This is a genomic window from Ruegeria sp. HKCCD6119 (genome assembly GCF_013110585.1).
Lineage (GTDB): Bacteria > Pseudomonadota > Alphaproteobacteria > Rhodobacterales > Rhodobacteraceae > Ruegeria.
Window position 1 is genome coordinate 61,032 of sequence record NZ_WVQV01000002.1, and the last position, 22,514, is coordinate 83,545.

Below are 22,514 nucleotides of genomic sequence, written 5' to 3' on the forward strand. Positions count from 1 at the left end.
GCAGAACTGATTGGTCAAACCACTGTCCGACAGCCATCTTGGGATCAACTGAAAACGGAGATGTCAGATGGAAAAGGTAGCACTTATCACAGCGGGCGGCAGTGGCATGGGGGCGGATTCCGCCCGGAGGCTGGCGGCGGACGGTTTCAAGGTCGGCATTCTGTCCTCCTCGGGCAAAGGGGAAGCTTTGGCAAAAGAGCTGGGCGGTGTCGGTATTACCGGCTCGAACCAGTCCACCGAGGATTTGCAGAAACTTGTCGATGCCGCCATGGCCCATTGGGGGCGTGTTGACGTTCTGGTCAATTCTGCCGGTCACGGCCCCCGTGCCCCGATCCTTGAATTGACGGATGAGGATTGGCACACCGGCATGGATGTCTATTTCCTGAACGCGGTGCGCCCAACCCGGCTTGTGACCCCGATCATGCAGGCGCAGGGAGGAGGCTCGATCATCAACATCTCGACCTTTGCCGCCTTCGAGCCGGATCCGGTTTTCCCGACGTCGGGCGTGTTCCGCGCCGGGTTGGCCGCCTTCACCAAGCTGTACTCGGACAAATATGCCGCCGAGAATATCCGCATGAACAACATTCTTCCGGGCTTCATTGACAGCCTGCCCGAGAAAGAAGAATTCCGCAGCCGCATTCCGATGGGTCGTTATGGGCGCAGCTACGACGAGATCGCCTCGGTCGTCGCTCTGCTCGCCTCGGAAGGCGGCGGTTACATCACCGGACAGAATATCCGGGTGGACGGCGGTATCACCCGGTCTGTCTGAACTTAGAACCGCGCCTTTACAAGATGCGTCAGCGCCGCGCCGGATTCAAAAAATGCGCGGCGCACGCGCGTCCAGTTTTCGCGGTGTTCCGACACGGCGGGAACCGGCAGAAGCGAGAGATCATCGGCCAGAAGGCTTTCGGCCATCATGCGGCCGAACACCGTGCCCGGGCCGATGCCGCGACCGGAATACCCGTGTGCGGCCAAAGCGTTGGGGCCGATCTGCGTGATCTTTGGAATATGATCCGATGTCATTGCGATCCGCCCGTGCCACCCGTGTTCCAACGACTGGTTGGCCAATTGCGGATAGAGCTCGGCCAGCTTGCGCCGGACCCAACCGGAATGTGCAACCCGGCCGGCGTGTCCCAGATCCCCCATGCCGCCAATGATCATCCGCCCCGCCTGATCCAGCCGGAATGACGTCATGATCAGCCCGGTATCCCAGCACCCATCTTTCCGTGGCAGGATACTGGCGCGCAAATTGTCCGTCAGCGGGGCCGTGGCGTACTGGAAATAATAGACCGGCACATAGGCAGGCGCGGTATCCGGCAGCGCAAGATGATAGGCATTCGTCGCCTGAATGACCGATCTTGCCCGAACCGTCCCGCCCGGTGTCACCAGAACCCAGTGCCCGCCCTCATATGTCATGGTCTGCACGGGGCTTTGCGTATGTATCCGCGCCCCGGCCTGTGACGCCACGCGTGCCAAACCCACCGCATAGGCCAAAGGTTGAATGGTTCCTGCCCGTGGATCGAACAAGGCACCGTGAAAGGCCTGGCTGCCGGTGCGTTCACCGGCCTGGTCCGCCGACAACAGCACAACCGGCGCTCCGGCTTCGCTCAACTGCGCATGACGCGTATGCAGGTCCTTCAAACCCGACGCGGAATGAGCGCAATGCAGGGTTCCGCTGCGCACGGGCTCACACGCGATGCCATATTCATCGATCAAGGCAAACACATCCGCCGGCGCCTTGGCCAGCAAGTCGATCAAACGGTTCCCCGGTTCAATACCGATATGCGCCCGGATGTCATCCGGCGGCAGCCACAGCCCCGCATTGACCAGACCGACATTGCGCCCCGAACCGCCAAACCCGATCTCCTGCGCCTCGAGCAGGCAGACCGACGAGCCGGCGCGGGCAGCGGTCAAAGCCGCTGAACAGCCGGTGTAGCCACCTCCGATGACAGCCAGATCAACCGCTGCGTCAGCGGTCAGGGGCGGTGCGGGGACTGTCTCGGTGCAGGTGGTCTGCCAAAGTGATTGTTCGGGATCGTTCACGTCGGGCCTCTGAGTCTTGTCGGCGGATCATCATACCGACACCCCCCCTTTGCAAGCGGCCTTTTGACCCGTGCTGCGACAACGAAACAGGCCCGGCAGGCCCGGGCTTTGCCCGGGCCTGCCGGGCCCAACCGGAGGAGTCATTCCGTCAGGAATGAAGACGACGGGCGGGAGGGCCCGCGTGGTGGGCTCAGACGTCGAGCGATCGCGCGATCAGCTCTTTCATGACCTCATTGGTGCCGCCATAGATCATCTGCACCCTGGCATCCGCGTAAAGACGCGCAATCGGGTATTCCATCATAAACCCGTAGCCGCCGAACAGTTGCAGGCATTCATGCATGATCTCGTTCTGCACCTCGGACCCCCAGTATTTGGCCATCGAAGCAGTTGCCGCGTCCAATTCGCCTGCTTCCAGTTTCCCGATACAATCATTGATGAAACTGCGCAGAACCTCGGCCTTGGTCTTGCATTCCGCCAGTTTGAACCGGGTATTCTGAAAATCCATCACCCGCTGCCCGAAGGCTTTGCGTTCCTGCACGTATTTCACGGTTTCGCCGATGGCGAAATCGATCGCGCCCAGCGCCATGATCGCGATATTCAGCCGTTCCCACGGCAGCTGTTTCATAAGCTGATAGAATCCCTGCCCTTCCTCGGGGCCCAACAGGTTTGTCATCGGCACTTTGACATCTTCGAAAAACAGTTCGGCAGTGTCATTGCCCTTCATGCCCAGTTTCTTGAGGTTCCGCCCCCGGCGAAAACCATCACACCCGTCGGTTTCCACCACGATTAGCGAAACGCCGCGTGCGCCAGCGGTCTTGTCGGTCTTGGCGGCCACGATGATCAGATCCGCAGTCTGTCCGTTCGTGATGAAGATTTTGGACCCGTTCAACCGGTAGGAGTTGCCGTCCTTCTCGGCAGTCATCCGCACCGCCTGCACGTCCGAACCGGTACTGGGTTCGGTCATTGCCAGCGCGCCGACCAATTCACCCGACGCCAGTTTGGGCAACCACTTCTTCTTCTGATCTTCGCTGCCATACGCGGTGAGATAGTGGGTCACGATCGACTGGATGCCATAACCCCAACCCGCATCACCCCGCGCGCCCTGTTCGTAGGCCGTGATGGCGTCAAAGCCCATGCCGCCGCCGACGCCGCCATATTCTTCGGGGACCGCACCTGCCATCAGCCCGGTTTCGCCGGCCTTGCGCCAGAAATCGCGATCCACAACGCCGTTTTCAACCCAGGTTTCGATATTAGGCGACAGTTCGTCATCCATGAACCGACCCGCCATATCCGCGAACATGCGGTGTTCATCAGTGACCCATGCCGCAGTCGAAGTGAAAAGTGACATTGAACGCCCTCCAATCGGTCTTTCCGGAAAAGGCTAGCGCCGTGTTCGGTTCACGCCAATCCTTGTGACGCCGCGTCCCTTTGCGGAACAACGCAACGTTCCCTGGCCTACGATGTCAGAGAATACCTATTGGCTGGCGGGGTTAAGTCAGTGCTTTGGCCAAAAGGTGCTTGGCCGCATCCTTGGCGTCTTCCGCCGGATCGCAGTTCTTGAGCAGAACGGCGGAAACGATGGCTCCTTCTTGCAACAACACGATCTGACTCGCGAGCTTCCGAGGATCATGCGCGCCGGCCTGCTGGGCTATGGCCGTGAAGTGTTCCAGCAAAAGCTGTTTGTGTTCGGCGGCCTGTACATGGATCGGGTGATCCTTGTCCTGATACTCGGCCCCGGCCTTGATGAACATGCAGCCCCGGAACCCGTCCTCTTCGAACCACTCTTTCAGGGCATCGAAACTGACGATGATCTGCTCGGCCGGTGTTTCCGCCATCTCGTCGATGCGCTGAAAGAACCAGTCGCGAAAGTTCTCATCCCGCAAGCGCAGCGCGGCGACGATCAGGTCTTCCTTGGTGCGGAAATGCTTGTACATCGACGTCTTGGACACGCCTGTTTCCACGACCAGCTTGTCCATGCCGGTTGCGTGAAACCCGTCGCGGTAAAAGACCTTCAGGGCCTTGCTGACCAACTCATCCCGTTTGTTTGGGCGCATGATTCGGCTCCATGGTGTACCGTTCTGTACATATTACCATGGAGCGTGAAGTACAATGACCCCAGGCCAAAGCGTTGTTTTGAAATAGTTTTACCAGGCGCCTTGTCTCACCATGAAATTTCCACTTGCAAAAGTTTACAGATCGGTACACTTTGCCTATAAGTTAACCGATCTGTACACCCGAGGATTTGACCGATGAAACGTCGCGCCAGCATTTTTCCACCTCAGTACGTCCCCTTCCTTCTGACCATTGCTCTTCTTGCCGCCTCCCTCACCTGAAAGCCTTTGCGAAATGTCCAGAACTCCCTTGCCTCCCTTCACGTTGGAAACTGCCACTCAAAAAGTGCGCACGGCGGAAAATGCCTGGAACAGCCGCGATCCCGACCGCGTGACGCCCGCCTATACGGATGACAGTCAATGGCGGAATCGGGCTGAATTCCTGTCCGGCCATGCCGACATCCACGCCTTTCTGACCCGCAAATGGCGGAAGGAACTGGATTATCGCCTGATCAAAGAACTGTGGGTCTTTGCCGGAAATCGCATTGCCGTACGCTATGCCTATGAATGGCGCGACGACAGCGGTCAGTGGTTCAGATCCTATGGCAATGAAAACTGGGAGTTCGCCGATGACGGGCGCATGTCACATCGCCATGCCTCGCTCAACGATCTTCCGATAGCCGAAGATGACAGGCTGTTCCATTGGCCCTTGGGCGAACGCCCTCATGACCACCCCGGGTTGTCCGAACTGGGTCTTTGAAAGGATTTTCCAATGCCCCGCGCTTTTTCCGAACTGACCTTCACACCCGCAGTCCGCGCCCATCAAGAAAGGATGGGATCGGCCAGAACCTATGCCAAGTTCATTGCAGGTGGCCCGCGGCAAGGCCATCTGATCGGAGACCCCGAGAAAGAGTTCATTCAGGCGCGGGACGGGTTCTATCAATCCACCGTGTCCGAGACCGGCTGGCCCTATGTGCAGTATCGGGGCGGGCCGACAGGGTTTCTGAAGGTGCTTGGCCCTCAGACCATCGGATATGCGGATTTTTCCGGCAATAAACAGTATATCTCGCGCGGGAATCTGGACGGCAATGATCGTATTGCAATGATCCTGATGGATTACGCCAACCGACGCCGTCTCAAGATCCTTGGGCGTGTCGTGTTCACGGAAGGCGAAACAGCGGCCGCCACCCTTTACCCGGAAGAGGCCGAGGCACCGGCCGAACGGGCCGTGGTCATCCGCGTCGAGGCGTTGGACTGGAACTGCCCAAGCCACATCACGCCGCGCTTCACCGAAGCAGAGTTGCGCCCTCATCTGAACAGGCTGGGGCAGCAGTTGGCAGAGTTGCAGGCGGAAAACCAAAGGCTGAAACAGCAATTGGCAAAGTCAGGTTGACGTTTCAGCCCTCACAAAATTTACGGATATCAAGAGAAGGGAGTGTCGCAATGGTTCGCTCGGTCTTTCACCTCTCGGCGGCTTGCCTTGCCGGTACTGCTCTGATCATTCTGATCATCATGTTCGGTTTTTTCGCTTCACCCAGTGCGGTACGAACATCGCCGCCATCGGTATTCAGCAAGATTTTGTTCGAACATTTGCAGCAAGAATGATGACCGCGCGTCACCGCGACAGGTGTCCAACAAGCGCGCTTGTCGATTCCAGCCAAAGCTATCAAGTCGAACCCAGGGGGCGCATGCGCTGTCAGGCTGAAAATCCTGGTCGAAAAAGATCGGCACAGTTCCGGGTCTGCTCTCACCACCAATAATGGTGAGAGCATGTAAAGCCAAATCAGGCCGTGCTGCGCTTTTTCCGACGCCCCATCACAAACAAACCGCTGATGCCGCCAAGAAGCAGCCAGCCAGCAGCGGGCAGCGGCACGGGGGCAATCGTGTATTCCCCATACAGCGTCGCGACGTTTTGCATGTTTTCCGTTGTGCTGAAGCCGTTAGAAATGGTGCTGCCGCCGTCCTGAGAGAAACCGAGGACCGAGAACACATAATTTTGTCCACGGAAATTAAAGCTTTGAGAGCCCAAATTGTTGGCAATGGTCACGATGTCATCACAAGGGGTGGAATCCGCCGGACAGTTCGCTGGGCGATTCAATGTCTCGTTATGCGTCAGGGCAAACGAAGAGGACACCAGAGGGCCACCGCTTATCAATATATCGACAAGAAGGTCGACCGAGCTCAGTGTTGTTCCAGTGATCGGGAAATTCAGATGCGAGAACTGACCCAGAGCAAATGCCGTTCCAGGCAACAGACCTGAAATTGGCGTGCCAGTTGGCGTGAAATCGTAACCACTTGAGCTGCTGCCACTTCCCCACCGAAGAGAAATCGTAGAACCAGAGGTGCTTTCAGTAACGCCGGAACTTGGATTTACGTTTTGCCAAGAGGGCGAGATGCTGGAAATGGTCAGCGCCGACGCACCGCTTGCAGCCATCACACCTGCAACAGCGATCGCAGCTATGTTTCGTATCAATGTCATGTGCCCACCTTACGTATGAATACTCGTTACAAACCACTCTGGGAAAGAGCAGCACAACAGGATCATATTCCTAGCTCAAACGCCACATTGACGCCACGTTTTCACCTCAATCAAGGCGAATGACGCCCCAAAGAGCGTCGAAAAGGACACAATCATCTGGTATGCACCAATTGTCCAACTTTTGGAAACAGATACTTCGGATACAAGGCGCCAACTGAACGATTGAACACGCAACCGGGCACCGCGTGATGGTTCATCAATGGTCGGATCGTACCATTGCTTCGATACCGGCGGCGCAAAAGTCCACCAGACGCTCCATGCCTGATACGTCACCGCCCTGCGACAGGGCTTTGACCCGCCATCCGCTGTTGAGATGGGCCAGCATCGCCGAGACCGAATAAACCTGGCCACTTGCCAAAACCGCAGGATCGACATCCGGGTAAAGCGTGGCGATCTCGGTTATGAACAGCTGGGCGGTAGGGTCGAAACATTCCGCTGCGATATCGCGCCACCTGGGGTCAACCGATACGTGGGCCACCAACCGCCCATATGCCATCCATCCGGGCCCACCCGTTTCTGCCAGGTCCACATAGGGTCGGATAAAGCTGTCCAGAATGCTGTGAAGCGTCAGCGGAGCGACGGACTTGGCCCTGTTCAACGCGTCGATCCGAAGCTGCGCCAGCGCGTCCGCGCGCCGCGCCACGGTTTTGTAAAACAATTCCTCCTTGCCACCACCATGATGGTGCACAAGACCAATCTGAACCCCTGCCAAGGCCGCGATATCCCGGATCGACGCACCCTCGAATCCCCGTTCGGCAAAGACGGTTTCAGCCGCATCCATGATCCGCGCCTTGGTTTCAAGCGATCGCCTGGACGGGGCTCTTTGCCTTGGTTTTTCGATGTTTTTTGGACTCATGAATTTCATCTTGCCTTATTTTGGTCGTTCGTTCAAGTTAAGCGTCACGAACTTCGGGAGGGTTCATGACACAGACGCGCAACGCATTCGCCCTGATCGGGGCGGGGCCGATGGGTTTGGCCGCAGCCAAGGTGCTGAAGGAACAGGGCATCGCCTTTCAGGGGTTCGAATTGCATTCGGATGTGGGCGGTCTGTGGGATATCGATGCCCCCAGATCAACCATGTATGAATCGGCGCATCTGATCTCTTCAAAACGCATGACCGAATTCGAGGATTTCCCGATGGATGAGGCGGTGGCCGAGTACCCCTCGCACCGGGCGATGCGCGACTATTTCCGGTCCTTTGCCGATCGTTTCGGCCTGCGTGAAAGCTACAGGTTCAATGCAGAAGTCACCCAGATCACTCCGCTGGGCCAATCCGGTGATGGTTGGCGTGTTGGCTGGCGGGACGCCCAAGGTGAACATCAGGCCGAATTCGCAGGGGTTCTGGTTGCAAACGGCACCTTGTCGGAACCGAATATGCCCAGCTTTCGCGGCACGTTTGACGGCGAGTTGATCCACGCCTCGCAATATCGGTACCCCAGCCAGTTCGACGGCAAGCGCGTGTTGGTCGTGGGCGCGGGCAATTCCGGCTGTGATATTGCGGTTGACGCAATCCATCACGCAAAACGCTGCGATCTGTCGATGCGGCGCGGCTATTACTTCGTGCCGAAATACGTTTTCGGCAAACCGGCCGACACGATGGGCGGCAAGATCCGCCTGCCGATGTGGCTGAAGCGCAAGGTGGACAGCCTCATCCTCAGTTGGTTTGTCGGTGATCCGCAGAAATACGGCTTTCCCAAGCCCGATTATCAGCTTTACGAAAGCCACCCGGTGGTGAATTCGCTTGTCCTGTATCACGCGGGCCATGGCGACCTGCGCATTCGCCCCGATATCAACCGCCTGGAAGGCAAAACCGTGCATTTCAAGGACGGCACGCGCGCAGACTATGACATGATTCTCGCCGCGACCGGATACAAGCTGCACTATCCGTTCATCGACCAGGGCCTGCTGAACTGGCAGGGCGATGCTCCACATCTGTACCTGAACGCGATGCACCCCGAACGGGACGATCTTTTTGTGCTGGGCATGGTCGAGGCCACGGGTCTGGGCTGGCAAGGCAGGCACGAGCAGGCCGAAATGGTGGCGCGCTATATCAAAGGTCTTCAAAAGGGCTGCCCGGTGGCGGCCGATCTGAAATCCAAAAAACAAAAAGACTATACGCGCGCCACCGGAGGCATGAGCTATATCGATCTGCCGCGAATGGCTTACTACGTGGACAAGGCCACCTACAGAAAGGCTGTCACCGGATGGATCGAACGGCTGCGGAAAGCCGCCGTATGAGTGGTATCGACGAAATTACGCTGAATTTCAGCCCGGCCTCTCTGACGCTGTTGAATGCGATACTGGCGATCGTGATGTTCTCGATTGCGATCGATCTGACACCAAGGGATTTTGATCGCCTCAGGCGCGCGCCGAAGCCAGTGATCGTCGGGCTGGTATCCCAATTCCTGGTCCTGCCGGCGCTGACTTTTGCGCTTGTGTGGGTGACGGCCCCTCGACCGTCTATTGCGCTTGGGCTGATCCTTGTCGCAGCCTGTCCGGGGGGCAATATCTCGAACTTCATTACGCACCGCGCCGGTGGCAATGCGGCGCTGTCGGTGTCGATGACCGCCTTTGCCACCATCGGCGCGATTTTCATGACGCCCTTCAACATTGCGCTTTGGGGCGGGTTGTATCCGCCGACACGCGCGATCCTGCAACAGACCCAGATTGACCCGGTGCAAATCGCAATCCTTGTCGGGTTGATGTTAATCCTGCCTCTGGTCCTGGGCATCGCTCTGAACCAGCGCCGCCCGGCCATGACCGCACGGTTGCGTGCGCCGCTGCAATACCTGTCGATGGGTATTTTTTCGGCTTTCATCTTACTTGCCCTGGGCGCGAACTGGGGGTTCTTCCTCAGCTTTGCCGGGGCTGTTGCCGGGCTTGTGATCCTTCACAACGCCCTGGCGCTGGGGGGCGGTTGGGTTGTGGCCACTCTGACCCGGCTGTCCCCTTTCGATCGCCGCGCCATCACCATCGAAACCGGCATTCAGAATTCCGGCCTTGGGCTGGTGCTGATCTTTGCCTTTTTTCACGGGCTGGGCGGCATGGCCGTGGTGGCCGCGTTCTGGGGCATCTGGCACGCGATCTCGGGGATTGCCCTGGCGTCGTTCATGGCCCGAACCGAGGCCGCGCGATGAGCCGTATCCTGATCACGGGCGCCGCCGGTATGGTCGGGCAGGCACTGTTGCCCGAACTCAAGGGGCACGATGTTTTTGCAACGGATATCAAACGCCCCGACAGCATGCCGGAAAACGTCCACTATCTGCCCTTGGATGTGACGACCGACGCGCCCGCGCGCGTGATCTCCAACGTGAAGCCTGATGTCATAGTGCATCTGGCCTCCATCGTGACGCCTCCGCCAAAAATGGAACGGGCGGCGGCATATGCGGTTGATGTCGAGGGCACCCGCAAGGTGGTGAACGCGGCCCTTGCCAACGGAGTGCGAAGATTGGTGGTCACATCCTCGGGTGCAGCCTACGGCTATCACCCGGACAACCCCGTGCCCCTGCGCGAGGATGATCCGTTGCGCGGCAACCCCGAGTTTCCGTATTCCGATCACAAAAGGCAGGTCGAAGAGATGCTGGCCGAGGTTCGCAGTGCCGCCCCCGATCTGGAACAGGTCGTGCTGCGCGTGGGCACGGTTCTGGGGGCCGGGTCCGAAAACCAGATCACCGCCCTGTTTCGCAAACCCCGCCTGCTGGCCGTCGTCGGCAGCGAAAGCCCGTTTGTGTTCATTTGGACGCATGATCTGGCACGCATCCTGAAGCGCGCGGCAACCGACGGGCCGGTTGGCGTTTACAACGTCGCCGGGGACGGCGCGATGGGCGTGACCGATCTGGCGCGTGCGATGGGGAAACCGGTTCTGCGCCTGCCCGCTTGGGCGCTGAAATCGGCTTTGGCCGCTGCACGTCCGCTGGGTCTGTCCCGCTATGGGCCGGAACAGGTGCGATTTCTGCAATATCGACCGGTATTGGACAACACCGCCCTGAAATCCGACTTCGGTTACACTCCGAAAAAAACCAGCGCCCAGGTATTCTCGCTCTGGCAAAAGCAAGCGGGGCTATGAAGACGGCTGTCATATCCGGCGGGGCGGGCGGTTTGGGGCGGGCCCTCAGCCATGCTCTGCAAAGTCGCGGGTGGCGGGTGGTGCTGCTGGATCGCGATGTTTCAGGTCTGGACACCGGGCCGAACCAGTTGCCTGTTGGCTGCGATCTAACGGATCCCGACCAGCTTGCCAGGGCAACTCAAAAGGTGATCGCGACCAGTGACAGTATCGATCTGGTCATCTACAACGCCGGCGTCACGCAAATCAGGGGCTTTGAAAAGTCCGACGCGGCCAGCCACCGAACTCTGTTTGACATCAACTATTTTGCGGCCGTTGAAATGGCCCGCGCGTTCTTGCACCCGGTTCGGGCGTCAAAGGGGACACATCTGGCCATCTCATCGGTGGCCGGGTTTGCACCGCTTTACCATCGGACGGCCTATGCTGCCTCGAAACACGCGCTGGAGGGGTTCTTCAAATCGCTGCGCTCGGAAGAAGCCCCTCATGGCGTTGACGTTCTGATCGCTGCGCCCTCCTTTGTGGCCACCAACCCCGGCAACGCACAAGAGCAGGCGGATGGCACAGCGCGCCCCGGATCGGCGAAGGACGGGATGGACGAAATGAGCCCCGAGGCCGCCGCTGAAACGATCCTGCGCGGGCTGGACAAATCGCAGCCCATGATCCCGGTTGGCCGCGTGGCGCGCCTGTCCTGGTGGCTCAACCGTCTGTCACCGCGCCTCTATCAGCGCATGATGGAACGAAACATGCGCGGCTCGGGGCACTAAAAAAAGCTGCCCCAGGCCCTTGACCTTCCCGTCACTGGAACCCCCATCTGGTGGGTAAGGAAACTTCATGGGCGAGTCGCATGGCGCAAAAATCACTGACAGAGCTGAAAATCACGGGCATGGGATGCGCATCCTGCGTGGGACGCGTTGAAGAGGCGCTGCGTGATGTGCCCGGGGTTGAAACGGCCTCGGTCAACTTTGCAACCAAGTCCGCACAGGTGGCTTTTGACGGGCCGGCTTCGGCGCTGACCAAGGCATTGGACGCGGCAGGGTATCCGGCCGAGACCAGCCGGGCGGATCTGAGCATTGAAAGTATGAACTGCGCCTCGTGCGTGGCCAAGATCGAGCGCGCGCTGACGGCCAGCCCCGGTGTGATCGAAGCGCAGGTCAATCTGGCGACACAAACTGCCGCGGTGACCTACGCCGCGGGGGCAACATCGCCACAGGCGCTGGCACAGGTGGTCACCGACACCGGTTACCCGGCGCGGCCTCAAGCCGTTTCGACACCCGAAGATCGCGCAGACACTGAAACAGCAGGGCTGACCCGGGCCACTCTGCTGGCGGCCGCTCTTGCCCTGCCCGTGTTCATTCTTGAGATGGGCGGGCACATGATCCCCGCCTTCCACCATTGGGTACACGCCACCATCGGCACGCAGACCAGCCAGTTGATTCAGTTCGCCCTGACAACGGCCCTGCTGCTGGGGCCCGGTCGCGTGTTTTATCGCAAGGGCATCCCGTCGTTGCTGAGGGGCACGCCGGATATGAACGCGCTGGTCGCACTGGGAACCGGGGCGGCCTATCTGTATTCGGTGGTAGCCACATTCGCCCCCGGCGCGTTACCGATGGGAACTGCCAACGTCTATTACGAGGCGGCGGCTGTGATTGTCGTTCTGATCCTTCTGGGCCGTCTGATGGAGGCGCGCGCCAAGGGCAAAACCGGGGCCGCGATCCGTAAACTGGCGGGCCTTCAGCCCAAAAGCGCGCGGGTCGAAATCGATGGCCGGATAGAAGACCGCCCTATCGCCGAGATTGCGGTGGGCGACATCCTGCACATCCGCCCGGGCGAACGCGTGCCGGTGGATGCCGAAGTGCTCGAGGGCACCTCTTACGTCGATGAAAGCATGATCACGGGCGAGCCGATACCCGTTGGAAAATCAGCCGGCGCGGCTGTTGTCGGCGGCACCGTGAATGGCACCGGCGCCTTGCGGGTTCGGGCGACGCGCGTGGGGGGCGACACGGTGCTGGCCCAGGTCATTCGCATGGTGCAGCAGGCGCAGGGGGCCAAACTGCCGATCCAGGGTCTGGTCGATCGGATTACATATCGCTTTGTCCCGGCGGTCATCCTGGTCGCCGTGATCACCGTCGCAGCCTGGCTGATCTTCGGCCCAAGCCCCGCCCTGCCGCTGGCGCTTGTCGCCGGGGTTTCCGTGCTGATCATAGCCTGCCCCTGCGCCATGGGTCTGGCCACTCCGACCTCGATCATGGTCGGCACCGGGCGCGCGGCCGAACTGGGGGTGTTGTTCCGCAAGGGCGATGCCTTGCAACAGCTTCAGCAGGCACGCGTCATCGCGCTGGACAAGACCGGGACCCTGACACTGGGCCGCCCGGAACTGGACAATGTTCTGACGGCGAACGGGTTTGACAGGGATGAGGTTGTGCGGCTGGCCGCCGCCCTCGAGGCGCGGTCGGAACACCCGATAGCTTCGGCGATCACCCGGGCCGGGCCTGCGACGCTGCCACAGGCGACGGACGTCCTGTCGCTTACCGGGCTTGGCATGCAGGGGCTGGTTGAAGGCCGGAACGTGTTGATCGGGTCGCACCGTCTTATGCAACAACGCGGGATCGACCTTGGTCCCCTGGCAAGCGAGGCAGAGGCCCGCGCCGCCGAAGGGGCAACACCATTGTTCGTCGCATTGGATGGGCAGGCCGCAGCCACGTTTTCTGTGTCCGACCCGGTCAAACCCGGCACCGAAGAGGCGCTGGAGCGGCTCCACCAAATGGGTCTGACCGTGGCCATGGTCACCGGAGACAACGCGCGCACCGCGCAGGCCTTGGCTGATCGGCTGGGGATCGATCACGTCACCTCCGAAGTGCTGCCCGACGGCAAGGTGGATGCGATCACCGCCTTGCGGGACCAGTTCGGAACGCTGGCTTTCGTCGGCGACGGCATAAACGACGCCCCGGCGCTGGCAACGGCTGACATCGGCATCGCCATCGGGACGGGCACCGATGTGGCCATCGAAACGGCTGATGTCGTTCTGATGTCCGGCGATCTGCGCGGGGTTGCAAATTCAACCGAGATCAGCCGTAGAACGATGCGAAACATTCGCCAGAACCTGGGATGGGCATTCGGTTACAATGTCCTGCTGATCCCGGTCGCCGCTGGTGCGCTGTACCCGTTCGGAGGCCATCTGTTGTCTCCGGCGCTGGCCGCGGGCGCGATGGCGCTTTCGAGTGTCTTTGTCGTCTCGAACGCGCTGCGTCTGCGTCGCGTTCAAGCCAGCGTGCCGGAAACCCCGATCCCGCTCGCCAAGGAGGTGCACGCATGAATATCGGAGATGTGTCCACCCGCACCGGCCTGCCTGCAAAGACGATCCGGTACTATGAAGACATCGACCTGATCAAACCGCTGCGCGACGACAACGGCTATCGCCGATTTCGCGATCAGGATGTGCACAAGCTGAACTTTCTGGGCCGTGCCCGGGCTTTGGGATTCACCATCGGGGATTGCCGGACATTGCTGGCGCTTTACGAGGATGAAACCCGCGCCAGCGCAGATGTGAAACAGGTCGCGCGGGACCATCTGGCGCAGATCGAAGCCAAGATCGCCGACCTGAACGCGATGCGCGAAACGCTGAGCCACCTGATCGACGCCTGCGCCGGGGATGACAGGCCGGATTGCCCGATCCTCCAGGATCTGGGCGGGAAGGGCTGACTTGGGGTTGCCCTTTGGGCGCAGCTTTGCTTTGTCTTCGCCAAACATTTCGGCCAGGCACGCACCGCTGAAGCCGACCGAACAGCGGAGAGGATCACAAAATGGCAAAAGTCGCGTTCCTTGGCCTGGGCGTCATGGGCTATCCCATGGCTGGGCATCTTCAGGCCGCAGGCCATGACGTCACTGTCTACAACCGCACGGCTGCCAAGGCCGAAGCCTGGGTAAAGCAGCATGGCGGATCGATGGCAGCCACCCCGAAGGACGCGGCTGAAGGCGCCGAGTTTGTGATGGCCTGCGTCGGCAATGACGACGATCTGCGCATGGTTTGCACGGGCGAGGACGGCGCATTTCACGGCATGTCCAGCGGGGCTGTTTTCGTCGACCACACCACGGTTTCTGCAAAGGTCACGCGGGAATTGTACGCTGCCGGCCAATCACAGGGCATCGCCTTTGTGGACGCGCCGATCTCGGGCGGCCAGGCAGGCGCCGAAAACGGTGTTCTGTCCATCATGTGCGGCGGAGATCAGGCGGCTTATGATGCGGCTGAACCGGTGATGCAGGTCTATGCGAAGATCTGCCGCCGCATCGGGGACAGCGGCGCGGGCCAGATGACCAAGATGTGCAACCAGATCGCCATCGCAGGGTTGGTTCAGGGCCTGAGCGAAGCGTTGCACTTCGCCGAGAAGGCCGGGCTGGACGGAAGGGCCGTGGTCGAGGTGATCAGCCAGGGCGCCGCTGGCAGCTGGCAGATGGCAAACCGGTATGAGACCATGCTGGATGATCAGTTCGAACATGGCTTTGCCGTCGACTGGATGCGCAAAGATTTGGGTATCTGTCTGGATACCGCCAATGAAACCGGTGCGTCCCTGCCTGTTACCGCTCTGGTCGATCAGTTTTACAAGGATGTTCAGAAACTGGGCGGTGGCCGCTGGGACACCTCGTCGTTGATCAAGCGCCTGCGGGCCCTGGGGTAACGCGGGGGGGGGCTGTCTGCCCCCCATCGCGCCAAGGCGCGATTCCCCCCGAGGATATTTTTGGCCAGATGAAGAGGGCTCCGGCGCGATCGGAGCGGAGACGGGAATGGACGATTTAAGTGCTTTTTGGACGGCCGCGCTGCGGCAGCTCTGGGGGCTGGACGCCCGCTTGACGCGGTTGGATGGTGAATATGATCTGAACTTTCTGGTGCACGCCACCAATGGTCAGGATTATGTGCTTAAGGCCATGCGGGCCGGATGCGATGCGGATCTGGTTGATTTGCAAATCAAGGCGCTGGCGCATATCGCTTCTGAGGCACCGGGGTTGCCGTTTCCCAAGGTGTTCCCTGATTTGACCGGAGCAATGCTGCCCGAGATTGCCGATTCTGAAGGACAGCGCAGGCTGGTTTTGCTGTTGGAGTGCCTGCCGGGCCAATGTTACGCGAAGGCCGCCCCAAAATCCGAAGAGCTGATCCTGAAACTGGGCCGCGTATTGGGGGCAACCGACCGGGCCCTGGAAGGGTTTGAGCATGAAGGGTTGCACCGGGTCGGTTTCAAATGGGACCTGATGCAGGCGGGCTGGATTGCTGACAAGTTAAACGCGATCTCTGACCCCGCGCGGCAGGCACAGCTGACGGAAATCTGTGAGGGGTTCGCTGCAATCGCGGATGTCCTTGCGGACCTGCCGAAACAGGCCATCCACAATGACGCCAATGACTACAACATTCTGGTCGAAGGGGAACTGGGCGAGCGGCGGCGGATCTCGGGCCTGATTGATCTGGGCGACATGTGCGCCGCGCCGCGCATCTGCGATCTGGCGATTGCCGGCGCGTATGTCGTGCTGGATCACCCCAAGCCGGAACGGGCACTGGCTGCGTTGGTAAAGGGCTATCACGCGGCCAACCGGCTGCGGGCGGATGAGGTTGACCTGATCTGGCCGTTGCTGAGGATGCGGCTTGCCGTATCGGTCGTCAATTCGACCCTGATGGCGGCCGAGAATCCGGATGATCCCTATGTGACGATCTCTCAGGCGCCTGCTTGGCGGTTCCTTGAGAACACGTCAGTCAATGGCGGGCTGATGTCGGCGCGGTTGCGGGCGGCTTGCGGCTTGCCCGTGGTTGATGGGGCTGAACGCATCCACGCCTATCTTCAGGAACACCGGGGGCATTTTACCGACATGTTCGGCCAGGACCTGGGCGATGTGCCCATGGGCTCGCTTTCGGTCGAAAACTGCGTCTGGCCCCGGAACCCGTTCCACATGCCTTTGGCCGAGGCCGCGCGCGTTGGCGAGGAATACGGGCAGGACCTGTGGCTGGGTTACTATAACGAGCCCCGCCTGATCTATGCCGAGCCGGGGTTCCGCAAGGGCCCGTGGAAAGCCTCGGACAGGCGGACGGTTCATCTGGCCGTGGATGTGTTTGCGCCTGCCGGGACGGTTCTGCATGCACCGATGAGCGGGCGGATCGAAGTGGTCGAAAACCGCGACCAGCACCTTGACTACGGCGGGGTGATCATCCTGCATCACGAAACGCCCGAAGGCGACCCGTTCTATACGCTCTATGGCCATCTGGATCCGGAATGCTGTGACCGGCTGAAACCCGGCGACCCGGTGGCACAGGGGGCCGCGTTTGCGCGGTTGGGCGATGCCGACCAGAATGGCGGATGGGCCCCGCATGTGCATTTCCAGCTGGCCCTGACCACCGATGGCATGGAAGCGGACTGGCCCGGTGTCGGAGACCCGGACGAACTGGAGCTGTGGCACGCGGTCTGCCCGAACCCGGCGGCGTTGCTGAACCTGCCGGATGACAAGGTGTTCTATCACCCAACTGACAAAGCGGAAATCCTGCACAAACGGCGGGCGCAGTTCGGGGGCAACCTATCCCTGACCTATGACGATCCGGTCATGCTGGTGCGCGGCTGGAAGCATCACCTGTTCGACGAATGGGGACGCCCCTATCTGGACGCCTACAACAACGTGCCGCATGTGGGGCACGCGCATCCACGCATTCAGGCCGTGGCGGCGGATCAGCTGAAGCGGATGAATTCGAACACCCGTTATCTGCATCCGGCACAGGTGGAATTTGCCGACAAGATCCTGTCGAAGATGCCGGATCACCTACAGGTCTGCTTTTTCGTCAACTCGGGCACCGAGGCAAACGAACTGGCCCTGCGGCTGGCCCGCGCCCATACCGGCGCAAAGGGGATCGTGACGCCGGATCACGGCTATCACGGGAACACGAACGCTGCGGTGGCGATCTCGGCCTACAAATTCAACAAACCGGGCGGCATCGGGAAAGCCGACTGGGTTGAACTGGTCGAGGTTGCCGATGACTATCGCGGGTCATTCAGGCGGGACGATGCGGACCGGGCACAGAAATTTGCTGATCTTGTCGATCCGGCGATTGCCGCCCTTCGCAACAGAGGACAGGGCGTGGCCGGGTTCATCGCGGAAACCTTCCCGTCGGTCGGCGGTCAGATCATTCCGCCCAAGGGCTATCTGCCTGCGGTTTACGAAAAAATACGTGCTGCGGGGGGTGTTTGCATCGCCGATGAGGTGCAGACAGGTCTGGGACGGTTGGGTGAGTATTACTTTGGCTTCGAACACCAGGGCGCGGTTCCGGATATCGTAGTGATGGGCAAGCCAATCGGAAACGGGCACCCACTGGGCGTGCTGGTGACAACCCGCGAGATCGCGGACAGCTTCAACAACGGGATCGAGTTCTTTTCGACCTTTGGCGGCTCGACCCTGTCCTGCCGGATCGGCAAAGAGGTGCTGGATATCGTCGATGACGAGGGGTTGCAGGACAATGCCCGCCGGATGGGGGATCGTCTGATGGCGGGACTGCGCCAGATCGAAGCCGACTTTGGTTGCGTTGGCGACGTGCGGGGTATGGGGTTGTTTCTCGGCGTGGAGCTGATCAACCCCGATGGAAGCGAAGGCACCGAGATTTGCAGCTATGTCAAAAACCGGATGCGCGATCATCGCATCCTGATCGGCAGCGAAGGGCCCAAAGACAACATCCTGAAAATCCGTCCGCCCCTGACCATCGAGGCCGAGGATGTTGACATGATCCTCTGGGCGCTGCGGGATGTGTTGTCCGAGGTGGGCGACTTTACCCCTGCCCCTGTTTGCGATCATGACCATCACCATGCCGGATGCGGGTGCTGCTGAACGAAAAAACCCCGGCGCAGCGCCGGGGTTCAACCGTTCCACACTCAGGGTCAGTGGAGCACGGCCGAGGGGGTCTGGTGGCCGGTGGTCGGCATTTTGAAACCTGCGGTCATACGTCTGAGAGTCAGCCCCAGTTCTTCCGACAGAGATGCCAGCGCGGGGGCAAAATCCGGACGTACGATCAAAGACGCCAGCATCATCGCATCTTCACGCGCCCCTTCGGACGCTGCCGCGATCATCTGTGCAAAGCAATTCTCGTCCGCGCCAAGGCATGCACATCCAAGACCATGCCGGATCAGCGGGCGGCGGCCATGGGTGGCACATAGCGAGCATAAACGATCCAAAGTCAGCATTGCCGCACGCCCGCAATCCGCGCCCAGCGCGACTTGGAAATCGCTGGCAACGTCGGCACGACCGCCCTCGCCTTCGCTCCACATCCGCAGATACATAACGGCTCCCGCTTCGATGGGATCGAGATCGGCAAGGCGGCCAACCGCTGCACCGCCGCGCTTGAAAGGCGCGCTCATTTCGTCAGGATCAGTTTGCCTGCACGGGTGATGCGCAGGGTATAGAGTTGATCGCCAAGTTCTATATGGGCCAGGTTGCCGCCCTTGGTCAGATCCTCGGCCTTGTGCGCGGGAAGCATCGAGACAGCGTAACCTTGGGTTGGGGTCGGGTTCTGTACGTTCATCGGGACATCTCCAGAGCGTTTCGGCATGGTGCCATATCTATCGCGTTTCACTTGATTTGGCTGACCCCGAAAGGGTTGGCTTTCTGTTCCTGCCGCTTAATCTGATTATTTTAGTAAGGATTGTCAAGCATGGTTTTGAAACAGGCGATTGCCCCTCGGTACAGGGCGGGTTAGGTCTTGGGTCGGGCGATGAAGGGCAAGCAAACATGACCGCAGCAGTTGTATTCGATCTGGACGGAACGCTGGTGGACAGCCTGGGCGATCTGGCGGCGGCGGCCAACCGCACGCTGAACGACGTTGGGCATGATCCATTGGCGACGGATATCATCAAAGGATTCGTCGGCAACGGTTTACCCAAGCTGGTCGAACGCATGATCCGGCATTGCGGGCTGCCGCTGGATCGCCATGCGGAACTGACCCAACTGACCCTCAAACACTACAATTCCGCTGCAAGCGAAACGACCGTTCCCTACCCCGGCATCCCGGAGGCACTGGCCAAATTGCAGCAAATGGGATGCGTTCTGGGCGTCTGCACCAACAAACCCGAAACACCGGCGCGGCATGTGCTGGAGGCACTGAACCTGTCCCGGTTTTTCGACGCGGTTCTGGGTGGCGACAGCCTTTCGACGCGAAAACCGGATCCCAACCATCTGTTCGCAAGCTTCGATGCGCTTCAGGCGTCCGGCCCGCGTCTGTTCGTCGGCGACAGCGAAGTTGACGCGGAAACGGCTGCGCGTGCGAAGATCCCGTTTTTGCTGTTTACTGAAGGATACCGGAAGACGCCGGTCGCCGAAATTCCACACACCGTGGCCTATGGCGCATCACAAGATTTGCCCGCCCTCGTCGCCAAATTGGTCAAAAGCTGACACCGGCAACGATCCGCATGACCACTGACCCCAACTGCCATGGACCCCAAAAGTTAAGAGGGGCCGGCCGAGGGGGTGTGACCAGCCCCTCATCGGGGAAAGTTAGTACCGTGTGTGTTTGTGTGGTAAGTACGGTAAAATATGTTTACCCCTGTTTGTCGCGGCGCGAAATTGGGGGTTTCCCGTAGTTCCCCAAAAAACGCGAAAAATAAGGGATAAGTGGCGCTTTCCCGGCCCCGGTCATCTGCAAATTTTCGCATGCAAGACAGGCTTCCGGCCCGCAGCTTCACAGGGGTGATCTGCAGCCGATTGCAAGCCAAGGGTAACCCTAGGAAAACCTGCCAGAAATCACGCGACCCTGAAATTACCTGAACAGAAAGGTGCTCTGTCAATTGACCGCATGAACCCGCCGGTTCAGATCCCGGACAGCCTGTCAAATGCGTGTTTGTGATACTCAAGACCAAACGATTTGCGTCAAACGCTACTGAATTCCGCGTCTCAACGCGACATTCTCTGCCGATTCCGACGACCCCGACTGCGCCTTCCGAATCTCCCCTATACCTGACACGCGACGCTCATTCGGTTTTGGCAGCCTTCTGCGCGGCAGATGCTTGCGGGGTTGCGCTCAGGATATCAGACAGTCGGGCACCAACACCCTTTTCATCAGAACCCGGTGTATCTGCGGGCCGTTTTCACAGCACCCTGCCGCGCCGGAAAACCGGTTATTGGTAATTCTTCGCCTTGGACATTTTGCCGATACCGGGATTGAACGAGTTGGTCGGGTCGCAGCATTTGTAATGTGCCGCCAGGTCGGGCTTGGCCTTGTAAAGGTGCCCCACGTTATGTTCAGCAGGGTATTCCGCGCCGCGTTCGTCAAACAGTTTCAACATTGCGGCCTTCAGAGCTTTTGGGTCAGCTCCTTTTTTGACTATGTAGTCCTGATGCATCACGTGGCACATGAAGTGCCCGTAATAGAGTTTGTGAACCAACTGGTCTTCGATCTCAGGCGGCAGCTTCTCCAGCCAGTCCTGGTCGTTGCGGCGCAGTGCGACGTCCAGTGCGATGATATCTTCGACGTCGTCCGAATGGATCGCCATGTAACGCACCGCCGCGCCTGCCGCCGCAAACCGATGAAGGCCTGCGATTCTGGCCTCGCGCGCATCACATTCGAAAAATCCGCCATCCCGGCCACTCAGAAATCGCGGCAACCACTCAGCGGCCTCGGATACACCTTCATCCTTCATTTTCAGGATAAGGTGATGTTCGTATTTGTCGCGAAAATCCGTCATACGTTTGGGCAGGACACGTGGCCACAAAGCTATTGCTGCCTGCATGAAACGATCAGTGAAATTTCGCAAAAACGGAATGCGCCGCAGGCGGGCATCCACGGCGCCTTTCATCGCAAAGAACATCGGCAGACGGTCCGTGCCAAGCTTGTCGATCATCACGACCGTGTCCTTGCCATAGCGTGCTGCAATATCGAACGCTTCGCGATGCATGTATTCGGCCGAAACCGGCAGCGATTTGAACTCTGACAATATGTGGCGCCGCAGGTCCGCCAGATCGTCGGGATTGTTGGTGCCCATATAGAACACCTTCTCAACCTCGTTCTTGGGAAAGGTGTCAAGGCGCACCGCAAAAACGGCCAGCTTCCCGGCCGAACCCGAAGATTCGAAAAGCCTGGCCTTGTCCGCATTGAACCGCGCAGGCGTTTGCGCATTCACGTCCCGCACGATCTGTGCGTAGTCGCTGGCCGATGCGCGTTTGTTGGTTGCCCCGGGATTGCGTTCGAACCTGCCTGCATCGAGGTTTGCAAGGATCTCTTCCGGCGTGCTGCCCAGATCGATGCCCAGATGGTTGACCAGTTCCAATTCACCCTGTTCGGTGATTTGCGCATAGACGGAAAGTTCCGTGTAAACCGGACCGCGCTCTACCAGAGAACCGCCGGAATTGTTGCATACCCCACCCACGATCGACGCGCCGATGCAGGACGAACCGATCACCGAATGCGGCTCGCGTCCGAACGGGGCCAGCAGTTTTTCCAGCGCAAAAAGCGTGGCGCCCGGAAAGCTGACGATCTGCTCTGCGTCGTTCAAGGGCACCAGAGTATCCATCCGGCGCGTGTTGATCAGAACCACGTCACGGTCATAGGTGCCGGACGGCGTAGACCCTTCGGTCAGACCAGTATTGGCCGCCTGCATGATGACGATCTTGTCGGCTGCAACGCAGGCTTGCAGGATCTTCCATTGCTCCAGCAGGGTCCCCGGCTGAACGACGCACAGCGCCTCACCCTCGCCCGAGCGGAAACCGCGCCGAAAGCGCTCTGTCGCGCGCGCTCCGATCAGCACGTGACGCGTACCGACGATAGAGCGGAAATGTTTGATCAACGCGTCATTGGTCATATCGGCCCCCGTTT

At 59.7% G+C, this 22,514-nt stretch carries 20 protein-coding genes; 12 read left to right on the plus strand and 8 right to left on the minus strand.

What is annotated here, in order from left to right; all coding sequences use genetic code 11:
* Nucleotides 1-67 precede the first annotated feature (67 nt).
* Nucleotides 68-769, plus strand: a complete 702-nt coding sequence (locus tag GS611_RS07545; protein WP_171634230.1) for an SDR family oxidoreductase — start codon at nucleotides 68-70, stop codon at nucleotides 767-769.
* Nucleotides 770-771: 2 nt separating this feature from the next.
* Here the strand turns inward: GS611_RS07545 and GS611_RS07550 are convergent, their stop codons facing one another.
* From GS611_RS07550 to GS611_RS07560, 3 genes are all read right to left on the minus strand, one after another.
* A complete protein-coding gene (locus GS611_RS07550; protein ID WP_171634233.1) occupies nucleotides 772-2,043 on the minus strand; it encodes an FAD-dependent oxidoreductase in 1,272 nt (423 codons plus the stop codon).
* Nucleotides 2,044-2,233: 190 nt separating this feature from the next.
* Nucleotides 2,234-3,391 carry an acyl-CoA dehydrogenase family protein gene (locus GS611_RS07555; RefSeq protein ID WP_171634238.1) on the minus strand — a complete coding sequence of 386 codons (1,158 nt, stop codon included), beginning with the start codon at nucleotides 3,389-3,391 and terminating at the stop codon, nucleotides 2,234-2,236.
* Between the two features lie 142 nt (nucleotides 3,392-3,533).
* Nucleotides 3,534-4,097: a TetR/AcrR family transcriptional regulator gene (locus GS611_RS07560; protein ID WP_171634241.1), complete on the minus strand. Its 564-nt coding sequence runs from the start codon at nucleotides 4,095-4,097 to the stop codon at nucleotides 3,534-3,536.
* Between the two features lie 292 nt (nucleotides 4,098-4,389).
* Between GS611_RS07560 and GS611_RS07565 the strand changes: the two genes are divergently transcribed.
* Nucleotides 4,390-4,854, plus strand: coding sequence for a nuclear transport factor 2 family protein (locus tag GS611_RS07565; RefSeq protein ID WP_171634244.1), 465 nt, complete (start codon nucleotides 4,390-4,392; stop codon nucleotides 4,852-4,854).
* A gap of 12 nt (nucleotides 4,855-4,866) precedes the next feature.
* Nucleotides 4,867-5,487 carry a pyridoxamine 5'-phosphate oxidase family protein gene (locus GS611_RS07570; RefSeq protein WP_171634247.1) on the plus strand — a complete coding sequence of 207 codons (621 nt, stop codon included), beginning with the start codon at nucleotides 4,867-4,869 and terminating at the stop codon, nucleotides 5,485-5,487.
* A 390-nt stretch (nucleotides 5,488-5,877) separates the two neighbouring features.
* Here GS611_RS07570 and GS611_RS07575 read toward each other — a convergent pair whose 3' ends face one another.
* Both GS611_RS07575 and GS611_RS07580 read right to left on the minus strand, forming a co-directional pair.
* Complete coding sequence (locus GS611_RS07575) at nucleotides 5,878-6,573, minus strand: THxN family PEP-CTERM protein (RefSeq protein ID WP_209832326.1); 696 nt, start codon at nucleotides 6,571-6,573, stop codon at nucleotides 5,878-5,880.
* A 256-nt stretch (nucleotides 6,574-6,829) separates the two neighbouring features.
* On the minus strand, nucleotides 6,830-7,489 hold the full coding sequence (locus GS611_RS07580; RefSeq protein WP_171634248.1) for a TetR/AcrR family transcriptional regulator: 660 nt from the start codon (nucleotides 7,487-7,489) through the stop codon (nucleotides 6,830-6,832).
* A 65-nt stretch (nucleotides 7,490-7,554) separates the two neighbouring features.
* Between GS611_RS07580 and GS611_RS07585 the strand changes: the two genes are divergently transcribed.
* The 8 genes from GS611_RS07585 to GS611_RS07620 all read left to right on the plus strand — a co-directional run bounded on the left by GS611_RS07585 (nucleotide 7,555) and on the right by GS611_RS07620 (nucleotide 18,541).
* Entirely contained in the window at nucleotides 7,555-8,871 is a 1,317-nt protein-coding gene (locus GS611_RS07585) for an NAD(P)/FAD-dependent oxidoreductase (protein ID WP_171634252.1), read from the plus strand.
* Nucleotides 8,868-9,770, plus strand: a complete 903-nt coding sequence (locus GS611_RS07590) for a bile acid:sodium symporter family protein (protein WP_171634255.1) — start codon at nucleotides 8,868-8,870, stop codon at nucleotides 9,768-9,770. Before GS611_RS07585 ends, GS611_RS07590 begins: the two co-directional genes overlap by 4 nt.
* Nucleotides 9,767-10,699: an SDR family oxidoreductase gene (locus tag GS611_RS07595; RefSeq protein ID WP_171634257.1), complete on the plus strand. Its 933-nt coding sequence runs from the start codon at nucleotides 9,767-9,769 to the stop codon at nucleotides 10,697-10,699. Before GS611_RS07590 ends, GS611_RS07595 begins: the two co-directional genes overlap by 4 nt.
* Nucleotides 10,696-11,460, plus strand: coding sequence for an SDR family oxidoreductase (locus GS611_RS07600; protein WP_171634261.1), 765 nt, complete (start codon nucleotides 10,696-10,698; stop codon nucleotides 11,458-11,460). Before GS611_RS07595 ends, GS611_RS07600 begins: the two co-directional genes overlap by 4 nt.
* A gap of 80 nt (nucleotides 11,461-11,540) precedes the next feature.
* On the plus strand, nucleotides 11,541-14,009 hold the full coding sequence (locus GS611_RS07605; protein ID WP_171634263.1) for a heavy metal translocating P-type ATPase: 2,469 nt from the start codon (nucleotides 11,541-11,543) through the stop codon (nucleotides 14,007-14,009).
* Nucleotides 14,006-14,395, plus strand: a complete 390-nt coding sequence (gene cueR / locus GS611_RS07610; RefSeq protein ID WP_171634268.1) for a Cu(I)-responsive transcriptional regulator — start codon at nucleotides 14,006-14,008, stop codon at nucleotides 14,393-14,395. Before GS611_RS07605 ends, cueR begins: the two co-directional genes overlap by 4 nt.
* 101 nt (nucleotides 14,396-14,496) lie before the next feature.
* On the plus strand, nucleotides 14,497-15,369 hold the full coding sequence (locus GS611_RS07615) for an NAD(P)-dependent oxidoreductase (protein WP_171634271.1): 873 nt from the start codon (nucleotides 14,497-14,499) through the stop codon (nucleotides 15,367-15,369).
* A 106-nt stretch (nucleotides 15,370-15,475) separates the two neighbouring features.
* Nucleotides 15,476-18,541 (plus strand): aminotransferase class III-fold pyridoxal phosphate-dependent enzyme, encoded by a 3,066-nt coding sequence (locus GS611_RS07620; RefSeq protein WP_171634275.1) that lies wholly within the window; start codon nucleotides 15,476-15,478, stop codon nucleotides 18,539-18,541.
* A gap of 50 nt (nucleotides 18,542-18,591) precedes the next feature.
* Here GS611_RS07620 and GS611_RS07625 read toward each other — a convergent pair whose 3' ends face one another.
* Nucleotides 18,592-19,068, minus strand: coding sequence for a hypothetical protein (locus GS611_RS07625; protein WP_171634277.1), 477 nt, complete (start codon nucleotides 19,066-19,068; stop codon nucleotides 18,592-18,594).
* A complete protein-coding gene (gene hemP / locus GS611_RS07630) occupies nucleotides 19,065-19,232 on the minus strand; it encodes a hemin uptake protein HemP (RefSeq protein WP_083445319.1) in 168 nt (55 codons plus the stop codon). Before hemP ends, GS611_RS07625 begins: the two co-directional genes overlap by 4 nt.
* Before the next feature lie 206 nt (nucleotides 19,233-19,438).
* Between hemP and gph the strand changes: the two genes are divergently transcribed.
* Entirely contained in the window at nucleotides 19,439-20,098 is a 660-nt protein-coding gene (gene gph, locus GS611_RS07635) for a phosphoglycolate phosphatase (RefSeq protein WP_171634282.1), read from the plus strand.
* 722 nt (nucleotides 20,099-20,820) lie between these two features.
* Here gph and dld read toward each other — a convergent pair.
* Nucleotides 20,821-22,500 carry a D-lactate dehydrogenase gene (dld, locus tag GS611_RS07640; protein ID WP_171634286.1) on the minus strand — a complete coding sequence of 560 codons (1,680 nt, stop codon included), beginning with the start codon at nucleotides 22,498-22,500 and terminating at the stop codon, nucleotides 20,821-20,823.
* Between the last annotated feature and the right edge of the window lie 14 nt (nucleotides 22,501-22,514).